13 protein-coding genes are annotated in these 12,562 nt (G+C 75.0%); 6 read left to right on the forward strand and 7 right to left on the reverse strand.

Annotated features, from left to right (window positions below):
• Genes AB0C21_RS28180 through AB0C21_RS28205 form a run of 6 tightly spaced genes read right to left on the reverse strand, consistent with a single transcriptional unit; the run spans position 1 to position 4,694 of the window.
• A complete protein-coding gene (locus AB0C21_RS28180) occupies positions 1-255 on the reverse strand; it encodes an acyl carrier protein (protein ID WP_132196017.1) in 255 nt (84 codons plus the stop codon).
• On the reverse strand, positions 252-1,286 hold the full coding sequence (locus AB0C21_RS28185) for a 3-hydroxyacyl-ACP dehydratase FabZ family protein (protein WP_500208240.1): 1,035 nt from the start codon (positions 1,284-1,286) through the stop codon (positions 252-254). Before AB0C21_RS28185 ends, AB0C21_RS28180 begins: the two co-directional genes overlap by 4 nt.
• Positions 1,283-2,023, reverse strand: a complete 741-nt coding sequence (gene fabG, locus AB0C21_RS28190) for a 3-oxoacyl-[acyl-carrier-protein] reductase (RefSeq protein WP_132196019.1) — start codon at positions 2,021-2,023, stop codon at positions 1,283-1,285. Before fabG ends, AB0C21_RS28185 begins: the two co-directional genes overlap by 4 nt.
• A gap of 38 nt (positions 2,024-2,061) precedes the next feature.
• Positions 2,062-3,291 carry a CaiB/BaiF CoA transferase family protein gene (locus AB0C21_RS28195; protein WP_500208242.1) on the reverse strand — a complete coding sequence of 410 codons (1,230 nt, stop codon included), beginning with the start codon at positions 3,289-3,291 and terminating at the stop codon, positions 2,062-2,064.
• A gap of 12 nt (positions 3,292-3,303) precedes the next feature.
• Positions 3,304-4,497, reverse strand: coding sequence for a steroid 3-ketoacyl-CoA thiolase (locus tag AB0C21_RS28200; RefSeq protein ID WP_500208244.1), 1,194 nt, complete (start codon positions 4,495-4,497; stop codon positions 3,304-3,306).
• Positions 4,497-4,694: a ferredoxin gene (locus tag AB0C21_RS28205; RefSeq protein ID WP_500208245.1), complete on the reverse strand. Its 198-nt coding sequence runs from the start codon at positions 4,692-4,694 to the stop codon at positions 4,497-4,499. The genes AB0C21_RS28200 and AB0C21_RS28205 overlap by 1 nt, the downstream gene beginning before the upstream one ends.
• Positions 4,695-4,929: 235 nt before the next feature.
• Here AB0C21_RS28205 and AB0C21_RS28210 point away from each other — a divergent pair, with 235 nt between their 5' ends.
• The gene (locus tag AB0C21_RS28210; RefSeq protein ID WP_500208246.1) at positions 4,930-6,021 is read left to right on the forward strand and encodes an LLM class flavin-dependent oxidoreductase; all 1,092 of its coding nucleotides are present in this window, start codon (positions 4,930-4,932) and stop codon (positions 6,019-6,021) included.
• Between the two features lie 29 nt (positions 6,022-6,050).
• On the opposite strand, the gene AB0C21_RS28215 is transcribed toward AB0C21_RS28210, so the two are convergent.
• Positions 6,051-6,677, reverse strand: coding sequence for a ScbR family autoregulator-binding transcription factor (locus AB0C21_RS28215; RefSeq protein WP_500208247.1), 627 nt, complete (start codon positions 6,675-6,677; stop codon positions 6,051-6,053).
• Between the two features lie 226 nt (positions 6,678-6,903).
• Between AB0C21_RS28215 and AB0C21_RS28220 the strand changes: the two genes are divergently transcribed.
• The 5 genes from AB0C21_RS28220 (at position 6,904) to AB0C21_RS28240 (ending at position 12,495) form a co-directional block, all read left to right on the forward strand.
• Positions 6,904-7,473 (forward strand): DUF5987 family protein, encoded by a 570-nt coding sequence (locus AB0C21_RS28220; RefSeq protein ID WP_500208249.1) that lies wholly within the window; start codon positions 6,904-6,906, stop codon positions 7,471-7,473.
• Positions 7,470-9,128 (forward strand): GMC family oxidoreductase N-terminal domain-containing protein, encoded by a 1,659-nt coding sequence (locus AB0C21_RS28225; RefSeq protein ID WP_500208251.1) that lies wholly within the window; start codon positions 7,470-7,472, stop codon positions 9,126-9,128. Before AB0C21_RS28220 ends, AB0C21_RS28225 begins: the two co-directional genes overlap by 4 nt.
• A gap of 9 nt (positions 9,129-9,137) precedes the next feature.
• Entirely contained in the window at positions 9,138-10,208 is a 1,071-nt protein-coding gene (locus tag AB0C21_RS28230) for a carboxymuconolactone decarboxylase family protein (protein ID WP_500208253.1), read from the forward strand.
• A 168-nt stretch (positions 10,209-10,376) separates the two neighbouring features.
• On the forward strand, positions 10,377-11,408 hold the full coding sequence (locus AB0C21_RS28235) for a ParB/RepB/Spo0J family partition protein (protein WP_500208255.1): 1,032 nt from the start codon (positions 10,377-10,379) through the stop codon (positions 11,406-11,408).
• A 358-nt stretch (positions 11,409-11,766) separates the two neighbouring features.
• Positions 11,767-12,495 carry a helix-turn-helix domain-containing protein gene (locus AB0C21_RS28240; RefSeq protein WP_500208257.1) on the forward strand — a complete coding sequence of 243 codons (729 nt, stop codon included), beginning with the start codon at positions 11,767-11,769 and terminating at the stop codon, positions 12,493-12,495.
• The last annotated feature ends 67 nt before the right edge of the window (positions 12,496-12,562 follow it).

Here is a 12,562-nt window from a genome sequence, read left to right on the forward strand (position 1 = left end):
TCAGCCCCGCCGGTCCGCGTGCCGCAGGAGCGCGGCGTGCACGGCCTTGAGGTTGCGCAGCTCCGGCAGCTCGGCCTGCGGGATCTGCACCTTGTACGCCTTGTCGATGCGGGCCAGGATCTCGATGGCACGCAGTGAGTCGGCCTCGTAGTCCTCCACGAAGTCGCCGGTGTCGGTCAGCTCCTCCGGCTCCACCTCCAGCACCTCGGCGACCATCTCGCGCAGCTCCTCGAGCCGCTGCTCTTCCGGCGTCATCGCGTTCCTTCCTTGGACGACCGTGCGTCGTCGCGGTCGTGGCGGTCCGCGCCCAGGGCGGGCGCGGGATCAGGGGGGCGCACCGGGTCGGCGGGACGCACCGGGCGCCGGGTGGCGATCAGGCTGCGGACGGCGGCGACGCGGCGGTGCCCCACCCACGTCTCGCCGGTGGCGAACGCCGTGCCGGCGACCACGGTGTCCAGCCGGACGCGGTGGCGCAGCACGTCGCCGGGCAGGACGGCGCCGTCGAACGAGAAGTCCCGGGCGCCCGCGAACATCAGGACGGCGCCGTCGCCGGGAAGCGTCGCGCCGTCCAGCCACAGCAGGGCCGCGGCCTGGCCGAGGGACTCGATGATGAGGGACGGCGGGTAGTGGTGCGCGCGCTCGTCCGCGCCGTCGCGGACGCCCGCGTAGCACGGTTCGTTCGCGGTGACCGCCTTCACCGCGACGAGGCCGATGCCGGGGTCGAACTCCAGGACACGGTCGACGAGCAGCAGCGGATGCCGCTGCGGAAGGGCCGCACGGACGGCGGTGTGCTCGCGCACCCCGGCGGGGTCGTGGACGGCCGCGGCCAGGCTGGTGAACGGGACGTCGGGCACGGGCGGCGGCGCGCCGAACAGGGCGGTGAGGCGCGTCACCGGGACGCCGTCGCGGACGCGGCGGCCGGTGCCGGTGGCGTCCCACCCGCCGCCGGGCCGCTCGGTCGCCGTGATCTGCAGGTGCAGCTCGTCGCCGTCCAGCAGCGGGGACAGGAAGCGGACCGAGCGGAGCACCCGCAGGGCGGGGTCGCCGGGAACGGCGAGGGCCACGGCCTGGCAGAGCGTCTCCACCATGAAGATCCCCGGGTAGACGGCCAGGCCGGGGAAGTGGCCGCGCAGGTTCGGGTCGTCGCCGCGGACCCGGACCCGCGCGGCGATCGTCCAGCCGCCGTCGATCGGCTCGGCCCACCAGGCGTCGACGGCCCGGGCGGGCGCCGCGGCCGCCGGCGCGGCGGGCGCGGTCCGCCAGTGCGGTGCGGGGGCGGTGGTCACAGCAGGATCCCCCCGTCGACCTGGAAGACCTGGCCGGTGATGTAGGACGCGCGGTCCGACAGCAGGAACGCGACCAGCTCGGCGACGTCCTCGGGACGCCCGAACCGCCCCACCGGTATCTGGGAAAGGGCCTGCGCCCGCAGTTTCTCGGGCAGTTCCCCGGTCATGTCGGTCTCGATGAATCCGGGGGCGACGACGTTCACCCGAACCCCGTATCCGGCGACCTCTTTCGCGAGCGATTTACTGAATCCGATGATTCCGGCCTTCGTCGCGGAATAGGCGGTCTGCGCCGCGTTCCCGTAGACGCCGGCAACCGACGACATGTTCACCACGGCACCGCCGTGGTTCTTCATGAAGCGGAAGGCCATCGCCCGGCACATGTTCCGGGTGCCGGACAGATTGGTGGCGAGGACGGTGGCCCAGTCCTGGTCGGAGGAGAGCACGAGCGGCGCGTCCCGGGTGATGCCGGCGTTGTTGACCAGCAGGTCGATGGGCCCGATCCGGTCCTCGGCGGCGCTGATGAACGCCTCCGCCGCCTCCGGGTCGGCCACGTCGCATTCGGCGAGATAGCAGCCGTTCCCGAACTGCTGGACGTCCTTTTCCGTCTGCCGGGCCTCGGCGCTGGCCGTCCGATGGCAACCCGCCACCGCATATCCCTCCCGGGCCAGCCGCAAGGCGATCGCGCGGCCGATGCCGCGCGAAGCGCCGGTGACCAGAACACCATGCCTTTCCGACATCGCACCCCTCCCTGCGGACGCTTTCGACACCATGAACACTAAAGAGCCGGCGGCGTTTCGTCGTTATTTACAAGTGCGGCCTTCCCGCGCCCCTTTTCCGGGGCCGCGGGGGCGCGGTCGAGCTCGCCGAGCACCTCGGCGGTGTCGGCGCCCGGCCGGGGCGCGGGGCGGCGGATCGAGGTCGGGGTGGCGGAGAACCGGGCGGGCGGCGCGAGCAGCGGCGCGACGGTCCCGTCGCTGAGCCGCGTCGGGCGCAGCGTCCCGCGCGCCACGACCTGCGGGTCCCGGACGGCCTCGGCGAGGTCGCGGACCGGTGCCACGACCAGCCCCGCCCCCTCCAGGACGGCCAGCGCCTCGGCCACGGTGCGGCGCGCGCACCATTCCGCGACCAGGTCGTTGACCGCGTCGCGGTTGGCCAGCCGCTCGTCGTTCGTGCGGTATCCGGCGGCGCGGCCCAGCTCGGGCCTGCCGATCGCCTCGGCCAGCAGCCGCCAGTGCTTGTTCAGCGCCACCGCGAGGTACAGGTGGCCGTTCGAGCAGGCGTACACGTTGGACGGCGCCACGAAGTCGGTCTCGTTGCCCTGCCGGGACGGGGGCGCCCCCGCGGCGGCGAGGGTCGGCAGCCCGCTGCTGCTGAACAGCAGGCTGTCGAGCATGGAGACCTCGACGTGCTGCCCCTCCCCCGTCCGGTCGCGGTGCGCCAGCGCGGCCAGCGCCCCGATCGCTGCGTGCAGCCCCGCCAGCTCGTCGGCGATGAACGTCGGGGAGCGGACGGGCGGCCCGCCGGGCAGCCCGTTCAGCGCCATCCAGCCCGCGGCGGCCTGCACGACGGGGTCGTAGGCGGGGGCGTGCGCCTTCGGCCCGTCCTGCCCCCACCCGGAGATCGACACGAAGACCAGGTCGGGCCGGACGGCCCGGCACGCCTCGTACCCGACGCCCCAGCCCGCGAGCGTCCCGGGCATGTAGTTCTGCACCACCATGTCGGCGGTGGCGACGAGCCGCAGGAACGTCTCGCGGCCCTCGTCGCTGCGCAGGTCGGCGGCCACGCTGCGCTTGTTGCGGTGCACCGACTCGCGGAACCACGACAGCCGGCTGCCCGGGATCAGCGGCGGCACCTGACCGTCCCGCGACCCGGGCAGCTCCACGTTGACGACGTCGGCGCCCAGGTCGGCCAGCACGCACGCGGCGAGCGGCCCCGACCACGCCTTCGTCACCGCCAGCACCCGCACGCCCGACAGCGGCCCCGCCGCCGCGGTGCTCTCCCCCACGTCCCGGCCCCCCTACAGCCGCCGGAGCAGGGACGCGGTGCCGAGCGAGCCGCCGCAGCACATCGCGACGAGCGCGTGCTCGCGGTCCGTGCGCTCCAGCTCGTGCAGCGCCGTCACCAGCAGCCGGGTCCCGGTGGCGCCGAGCGGATGGCCGAGGGCGATCGCGCCGCCGTTGACGTTGACGCGGTCCAGGTCGGTGCCGAACGCGGACGCCCAGTTCAGCACGACGGACGCGAACGCCTCGTTGATCTCGACCAGGTCCACGTCGCCGATCACCATGCCCGCCCGGCCGAGCAGCCGCCGGGTCGCGGCGACCGGACCGTCGAGCAGGTAGTACGGGTCGGCGCCCGTGACGACCTGGTGGGCGAGCGTCGCGCGGGGCCGCAGGCCGAGCGCCCGCGCGCGTTCCAGCGACATCCACACGACGGCGGCCGCGCCGTCGGAGATCTGCGAGGTGGTCCCGGGCGTGTGCACGCCGCCCTCGACGTTCGGCCGCAGCCGCGCCAGGCCCTCGATGGTGGTGGGCCGCAGCCCCTCGTCGCGGGTCACGCGGCGGTGCTCGCCGGTCGGTGCGCCGTCGCCGTCCAGGACGGGCGCGGTCACCGCGGCGACCTCCGCGTCGAAGCGGCCCTCGTCCCACGCGCGGGCGGCGCGCCGCTGCGACGTCAGCCCGAACGCGTCGGCGTCGGCGCGGCGGACGCCCTGCCGGCGGGCGATCCGCTCGGCACCGCCGAACTGCGCCTTCGGCGGGTCGTCCCAGGGGTAGTCGGTGGTCTTGTAGTGGCCGGGTCCCTGGTACAGGTTCGTCCCGATGGGCACCCGGCTCATCGACTCCACCCCGCAGCCGATCCCGACGTCGATGGCGCCCGCCGCGACGAGCGCGGCGACGAGGTGGTTGGCCTGCTGCGCCGACCCGCACGACACGTCCACGGTGGTGCAGCCGACCGCCGGGTCGTGGCCGGTGCTCAGCCACGCGTTGCGGGTCACGTTGAGGCTCTGCTCCCCGGACTGGGTGACGCAGCCGCCGATGATCTGCTCCACGTCGTCCGGCGCGATCCCGGCCCGGCCGATCGCCTCCAGCAGCACGGCGCGCAGCAGCTCGACGGCCTTCAGCCCCGCCAGCCCGCCGCCGCGCCTGCCGATCGGCGTGCGGGCGGCGGCGACGATGACGGGGGTGCGGGCGCCGAGGGCGGCCGCCACGGCCATCAGGCGTGCTCCGTCAGCGTGATGGCGAGCTTGGGGCAGGCCCGCGCGGCCTCCTCGGCGGCCGGCCACAGCTCCGGCCCGGGCCGCTCCTCGCGGACGCGCAGCACGTCGTCGGCGCCGAGCTCGAAGATCTTCGGCGCGAGCTCGCTGCACAGCCCGTTGGCGTCGCACTGGTCGTAGTCGACGATCACCCGCATGCGGGCACCTCCCACGCTGCGTCCCGCCCGGCTCCGCCGCGCGGCGAGCCGGGTCCCACCGCGTCATCGTCGGCGCGGCGCGGCCGGCGGCGCATCTTCCGGAATGCGGCGCGGGGCGGGCTTCTTCGCGATTGCCGAGTCCGCCCGCACCCCCTCCGACGTGCGGGAACCGGAGTTAGGGTGAGGCCGCCCGGCCGGGTGAGCCGGGGCCCGCAAGCGAGGGGGGCGCCGCATCGTGGACCTGTACTGGTTCCTGCCGCTGCACGGCGACGGCAGGGAGATCGCGAAACCGTCCGGAGGGCCGCCCCCGCCGGGGGCGCGCCGCGAGCCCGGCATCGACTACCTCACCCAGGTGGCGCTGGCCGCCGACCGCCTCGGCTTCACCGGGATGCTGACGCCGTTCGGCCTGTTCTGCGAGGACCCCTGGGTGGCGGCGGGCGCTCTCGCCGCCCGCACCCGGCGGATCAAGTTCATGATCGCCCTGCGGCCCGGCCTGGTCGCGCCGCTGCTGGCGGCGCAGATGGCGGCGACGTTCCAGCGGGTGTCGGACGGACGGCTGCAGCTCAACATCGTCACCGGCGGCGACCCCGACGAGCAGCGCCGCTACGGCGACCCGCTGGGCCACGACCTGCGGTACGCGCGCACCGCGGAGTTCCTGGAGGTGTTCGACCGCGCCTGGACGGGCGAGCGGTTCGACTTCGCCGGCGAGCACTACCAAGTGGAGGGGGCGCTGCTGGCCCGGCCGCATCCCGTCCGGCCGCACGTCTTCGTCGGCGGGTCGTCCGACGCGGCCCGGGCGGTGGCGGCCGCGCACGCCGACACCTACCTCGCCTGGGGCGAGCCGCCGCCGGACCTCGCCGGGCTGCTCGACCGGGCGCGGGAGGCGGCCGCCGCCCGCGGCCGGGAGCTGAGCTGCGGCACCCGCTTCCACGTGATCAGCCGGGACACCGCGGCGGAGGCGTGGGCCGTGGCCCGGCGGCTCGTCGAGGGCATCGACCCCGAGCGGGTCCGCCAGGCGCAGCGCCGGTTCGCGCGCAGCGAGTCCGAGGGGCAGCGCCGCGCGGCGGCACTGCACGGCGGCGGCGCCGCCGGCCTGGAGGTCTACCCGAACGTCTGGGCCGGCTACGGGCTGGTCCGGCCGGGCGTGGGAGCCGCGCTCGTCGGGAGCCACGAGCAGGTCGCGGAGCGGATCGAGGAGTACCGCTCGCTCGGCGTCGACCACCTGATCCTGTCGGCGCAGCCGCATCTGGAGGAGGCGTACTCCTTCGGCGAGGGGGTCCTCCCGCTGCTGCGGGCGCGCGGCGTGCTCGACGACCCGCCGCGCTGAGGCCCGCGGCGGCCCCGGCGGAACGGCGGTCAGCCGCCCGCCGCGGGCAGCGACCCCAGGAGGTCGTCCAGGCGCGCGGCGGGGACGAGACCGGGCAGCAGGACCCGCCACATCTGCGACACGCAGGTGTCCGGGTCGAGGGGGCCGCCGCGCACCATCACGATCATCTGCAACCCGAGGAACGCGGCCGCCAGCGACTGCGCGGCGCACGGCGGGTCCACCCGCGGCGCGAGGTCGCCCTGCTCCCGCGCGGCCACGAGCAGTTCCCGCACGGTGCCGATCCTGCGGGCGAGCGGCGGCGGGCCGGCCAGGTCGCGCAGCCGGCCCTCCAGCAGCAGCCGGGTCCCGGCGCGGGCCACCACGTCGTCGCTGAAGGCGCGGCCCACCTGCTGGGTGTACTCGATCAGCAGCCTCATGGCCCGCGGGAAGCGCGGGCGCAGCTCCTCCACCAGGTCGATGTGCAGTTCCTCGCCGCGCCGGATGATCTCCAGGGCGAGCGACTCCTTGGACGGGAAGTGGAAGTACAGCCCGCCCTTGCTGACGTCCTCCCGGTCGGTGATGTCCTGGAGGCGGGCCGCGCCGTACCCGTGCGCCTCGAAGGCGGCCGCCGCGGCCTCCAGGATGGTCTGCCGGGTGAGCCGAGCTCGTTCTTGCATGGAAAGTACCGCTTTCCGGTGAGCGATTGACCAGATGGTCATTCTTACTGCTCCCGGGCCCCACCGGAATGGAAAGACCGCCTTTTTCGGGAGCGGTGCCCGCGGCGGGGCCGCAGCGCACGCCGGAGGGCCGCCCGCGTGCGGTTCCGCGGGCATTTCCGAAGATGCACAGCCGATTTGCCCCATTTTTACTGAACTGTGTTGCTACGCCGTGTGAGGAGACCGCATGGAGACCGAGAGCCCGACCGGGGCCGCCGGCAGGACGCCGACACTGGAGGCCTTCGCCGACACGATCGTGCCCGGGGAGAAGCGCGGGCCGGACGACCGGGCCGTTGCGGGCGCCGCCCCCGGCCCCGGCGCCGTCGCCGCCGGCGCCATCGCCCTGCTGGAGATGCCCGCGACCGGCATCGCGGACGCGCTCGACGACTACGCCGCGGCCCTCGACCGGCACGCCCGCGAGCACGCGGACCGGCGCGGCCTGGACCTGGACGGCTCCGTGCCGCCCTTCGTCGCCCTCCCGTTCGCCGAGCGCACCGCGGTCGTCCGCGCGCTCACCGCGCCCGACCACCCGGAGAAGGACCTCTGGGTCCTGCTGGCGCTGTTCAGCAACATGGCGTTCGACACCGCGGCGCACATGCACACCACCGAGGCCGTCGAGCAGGGGCACCCCGGCCTGGTGGCGCTCGGGTTCGCCCGGCCCGACGACGACGGGCTGTGGCGGTTCCCGCGGTTCTCCTACCGGCGCGAGCTCGCGCCCGTCCACCCGGACACCGACGCGACGGGGAGCCTGACATGACCGCCCGCGACAGCGCCGACATCGTCGTCGTCGGCACCGGATTCGGCGGCGCGATCACCGCCTACCACCTGGCCGCCGGCGGAGCGAAGGTGGTCATGCTGGAACGGGGCCCGTGGGTGGCCAGCGACGAGTTCGACCACGACTTCCTGCTCGGCTCCTCCTACACCAGGATCTTCGACTTCGTGGTCGGGGACGGGATGAGCGTCCTCGGCGGCAACTGCGTCGGCGGCGGCAGCGTCGTGTACTTCGCCGCGATGCCCCGCGTCCCCGGGTTCGTGTTCGAGCGCCGGGGAAGCCTCGGCCGCCGGATGTGGCCGGCGTCCATCACCCGCGACACGCTGGAGCCCTGGTACGACCGGGTGGCCGAGTCGCTGCCGATCACCCGGCAGGACTGGAACGACGTCACCTACTCCGGCGGCCTGTTCGCCGCCGCGTGCGCGCACGCCGGCCGCACCGCCAACCCGGCGCCCGCCGCGATCGACCGGGACCGGTGCACCAACTGCAACTGGATGATGTCCGGGTGCCGGTTCGACGCCAAGCGGTCGCTGCTGCTGAACTACCTGCCCGCCGCCGTGGCCCACGGCGCGGAGATCCGCCCCCTGCACGAGGTGCAGCGGCTGTCGCGCACCCCGGACGGGGGGTACCGGGTGCACTACACCCACATCGACGGCGACGACTACCGGGTGACGGCGGGCGAGGGCACGATCGACGCCAAGATCGTCGTCCTGGCCGCCGGGGCGGGGGCCACCCCGGTGATCCTGCAGCGCTCGGCCGCGGAGCTCGGCACGCTGCCGCCCGCCGTCGGCCGGTACTTCTCCGGGAACGGCGAGCGGCTCAACACCGCCGTCTTCGACGAGGACCGGGTCCGCGAGGTGCTCGGGCTGCACCACCCCGGCGGCGCGTACGCCGCGTCCCAGGTCGGCAAGGGCCCCTGCGTGGCGAGCTGGGACCGGCTGGACGGGACGCTCCCGGAGTTCGAGCGGTTCACGCTGGAGCAGCTCTACTTCCCGCCCGGGTTCGGCACGATCCTCGCCCAGATCCCGGACGCCGGCGGCGAGCTGACCTGGTTCGGACCGGAGAAGAAGGAGATGCTCCGCCGCTGGCAGTCCTGGCTGACGATCTTCACGATGAGCGAGGACGACAACGAGGGCGTCTTCGGCCCGCCCCCGCCCACCGGGAACGCCGTCCGCATCTCCCAGCAGATGCTCGGCAGGGGGTCGCTGCGCTACGACCCGACGCCGAACACGCTGCGCGGCTGGGCCGCCGCCGACGCCGAGGTCAAGGACATCCTGGAGCGCGACGGCCTCGCCACCGTGGAGCCGTGGACGAACGACCTCGTCGGCGCCTACACCGTCCACCCGCTCGCGTCGTGCCGGATCGGGGACGATCCCGCGACATCCGCGCTGGACGACCGGCACGAACTGCGCGGCCACCCGGGCATCTTCGTCACCGACGGGTCGGCGGTCCCGGGCGCGCTCACGGTGAACCCGGCGTTCACGATCGCGGCGCTCGCCGAGCGGGCCGTGCCGGGGATCGTGCGGGCCGCCCAGGACCGCGGCGTCGCGGTCGGCTACGGGGCGCCCGCGCCCGACGGGGCGACCAGCGCGCGGCGGGCGGCGACCCCGCTGGTGCGCGACATGGTCGGCGGCGGCTGAGGGGCGGCGGTGGCACCGGGAATCCTGCGGCGCCCGCTGCGCCGGGCGCTGGAGCAGGTCAGGCATGTCGCGCCGGTCCAGCCGGGCGCGGCCCGCGGCACCGTCGCCGCGGTGTACGCGCAGGTGGAACGCGACTTCGGGATGCTCGCCCCGCCGGTCGCGCTGCACTCGCCGGCGCCCGGCCCGCTCGCCGCGTCCTGGGTGATGCTGCGGGAGACGCTGGTCGCCGCGGGCGTCGCGGAGCGGGCCGACAAGGAGGCGGCCGCGGCCGCGGTCTCGCGGGCGAACCGGTGCCCGTACTGCGTGGCGGTGCACGGCGCGACGCTGGGCGCGCTGTCGTCGCCGGCGGCCGCGGCGGCCGTCGCGGACGGACGGTGGGGGCGGGTCGGCGACCCGGGCCGCGAGCGGATCGCGCGCTGGGCGGCGGGCGAGGCGCCCGCGCCGCCGCTGGCGCCCGGGGCGCTGGCCGAGCTCACCGGGGTGGTGCTGACGTTCCACTACCTGAACCGCATGGTGAACGTGTTCCTCGGGGACGGTCCGCTGCCGGCCCGGGTGCCGCGGCGCGCGCACGGCCCGATGATGCGGCTGCTCGGCCGCCTCGCCGGGGCGGCGGCCCGCGGCGGCCCGCCGCCGGGCGCGGCGCTGCCGCTGCTGCCGCCCGCGCCGGCGCCGCCCGACCTCGCCTGGGCGGCGGACGCCCCGCCGGTCGCGGACGCGCTGGCGCGCGCTGCGGCGGCCGTCGAGGCAGGCGCGGCGGGCGCCGTCCCCGGACCCGTGCGCGAGCTGGTGCGGGCCCGGCTGCGGGCGTGGGACGGCCGCCCGCCCGGCCTCGACCGCGGCTGGGCCGCCCGGGCCGCCGCGGACCTGGCGCCGGACGAGCGGCCCGCCGCCCGGCTGGCGCTGCTCACCGCCCTCGCCTCGTACCAGGTGGGGCCGGCGGACATCGCGGCGTGGCGGCGCGAGCGGGCGGGCGACCGGGAGCTGATCGAGATCACCGCGTGGGCGTCGCTCACGGCGGCGCGCCGAATAGCCCAGGGAGGGCGGGCAGGGTCCGGGACGTCCAGAGGACCATTTATCTAAAAATGCCGGACTCCTGAGTTCACTCTTGCAAAAGACCGGTTTCCCGGTTTCCATCATGGAACGGAGAGATCGTTCCACCCGGACAGCCAACCGGTCGCTCGATGTCATGATCGCGCTCCCCACAGCGATCATCCATGGTGAGAGGTGAGACGGCGGATGGAGCCCAGCATGATCGCGGCACCGGCGGATTCCGCGGCACGGGCGAACGCCCCGGACGGGCCGGGCGACACCGGGGAGGAGCCGGCCGACGCGGTCCATTCCGTCCCCGTCACCTCGCTGCTGTCGGCCGACTCCCCGCGGCTCACCGGAGAGGACCGCGACCACACGCTGCGGCTCGTCGAAGCCGGCCGCGCGGTGCCCCCGATCCTGGTCCAAAGGTCCACGATGCGGGTCATCGACGGGATGCACCGGCTGCGCGCCGCGATCCTGCGCGGCGACGAGACCATCCCCGTCGTCTACTTCGACGGCGACGCGGACGAGGCGTTCGTCCGCGCGGTCGAGGAGAACGTCGCGCACGGGCTCCCGCTGTCGCGGGCCGACCGGCGCGCCGCCGCGGCCCGCATCATGGCGAGCCACCCGCAGCTGTCCGACCGCGCGATCGCGGCGCGGACGGGCCTGTCGGCGAAGTCGGTGGCCGGGGTCCGGCGTTCGTCCGCGACCGTGCCGCAGTCGAACGACCGGCTCGGCGCCGACGGCCGGATCCGGCCGCTCAACAGCGCGGAGGGGCGGCTCGCCGCCGCGCGGGCGATGGAGCAGCGGCCGGACGCGCCGCTGCGGGAGATCGCCAGGGCCGCCGGCGTGTCCCTGTCGACCGCCCATGACGTGCGCAGACGGCTGCTGCGCAAGGAGAACCCCGTGCCCGACCGGTACGCCGCGCCGCCCGCCCGGCGGCGCACCGGCGCGGCCGGGCCGCGGGCCGTCGGCAGTACCGGACGCGCGGAGCGGAAGCGCCCCCACGGCGCGGACGGGCCGCGCGACCACGGCGCGATCCTCCAGACGCTCATGAGGGACCCCTCGCTGCGGCACACCGGCGCCGGGCGCCGGCTCCTGCTGCTGTTGCGGGCGCGCGTCATCGCGCCCGGCGACTGGGCGGACCTGTGCGACTGCGTCCCCCCGCACTGCCGGGAGGCCGTCGCCGAGCTGGCCCGCCACTGCGCCACCGACTGGCACCGGCTCGCCGACGAACTCGACCGGCGCTGAGCCGGCCCGGCCGGCCCGGCCGCCCCGGACACCGGCGCACCCGCGCGCCTCCGGCGCCCCGCCCCCGCGCGCTCCCGGTGTTCGCCGTTCCGTCATCCGGAATGCCGAAAACAGTTACCGTAACTAATTACGGCGTTATGTTCGACGTTCCGTCCATTGACCTGGTCACACCATTTTTCTAATGTTATGACGCGATCAGATCAATGGTCAGCGGCGCACCGGAAGACGATCTTGGAAACGCCTTTCCCGGGCATTCCGCACCGGATTCCCGTGCCGGCTCCCGACCACGTCACGGACGGAAGGATGCCGCGTCATGCGCAACATCTCGGAAGAGGCCGTTGAACGTGTAATCGAGAACATGTACCTGAACTTGGGCGAGCAGCTCACCATCGACGACATGGCCCGTACCGCGCTCTTCAGCAAGTTCCATTTCTCCCGCGTCTTCCGTCAGGTGACCGGGGTGTCCCCCGGCCGGTTCCTGTCCGCGCTCCGGCTCCAGGAGGCCAAGCGGCTGCTCATCTCCACCACCATGACCGTGGCCGACATCAGCAACCAGGTCGGCTACACGAGCGTCGGGACGTTCAGCTCCCGGTTCAAGAGCAGCGTCGGCCTGGCGCCCTCCCTCTACCGGCAGCGCGGCGGGGTGCGGCCGCGGATCCCCACCGACCCGCGCCGCAACGACTGGGGGACGCGGTCGGTGTCGGTCGGCGGGCGGATCCTCCACCCGGAGGACGGCACCGCCGGCACCGTGTTCGTCGGCCTGTTCCCCGAGCCGATCCCGCAGGGCTCCCCCATCCGCTGCACCGTGCTCGACGGGCCCGGGCGCTACCGGCTGGACCGGGTCCCGCAGGGCACCTGGTACGTCCTGGCGCACTCCCTGCCGGACGACCGCCCCCCGGTGCCGGCCGGTCCCCCCACCGACGAGCCGGTGCCGTGGGTGGGCAGCCACGGCCCGATCTCGATCGCCGCGGACACCGTGCCGCTCCCCGTGGACGTCCAGCTGCGCCCGATGCGGATGATCGACCCGCCGGTGCTGCTCGCCCTCACCGACATCAGGACGGACGCCCTCAACGCCACCACCGGCTGACGCCCCCGCCGAGAGACGTCCGGCACCGCTCCGCCCAGGGGGGCGGAGCGGTGCCGGACCCGCTCGG

The sequence above is a fragment of the Spirillospora sp. NPDC049024 genome, from assembly GCF_040649235.1.
Taxonomy (GTDB): domain Bacteria; phylum Actinomycetota; class Actinomycetes; order Streptosporangiales; family Streptosporangiaceae; genus Spirillospora.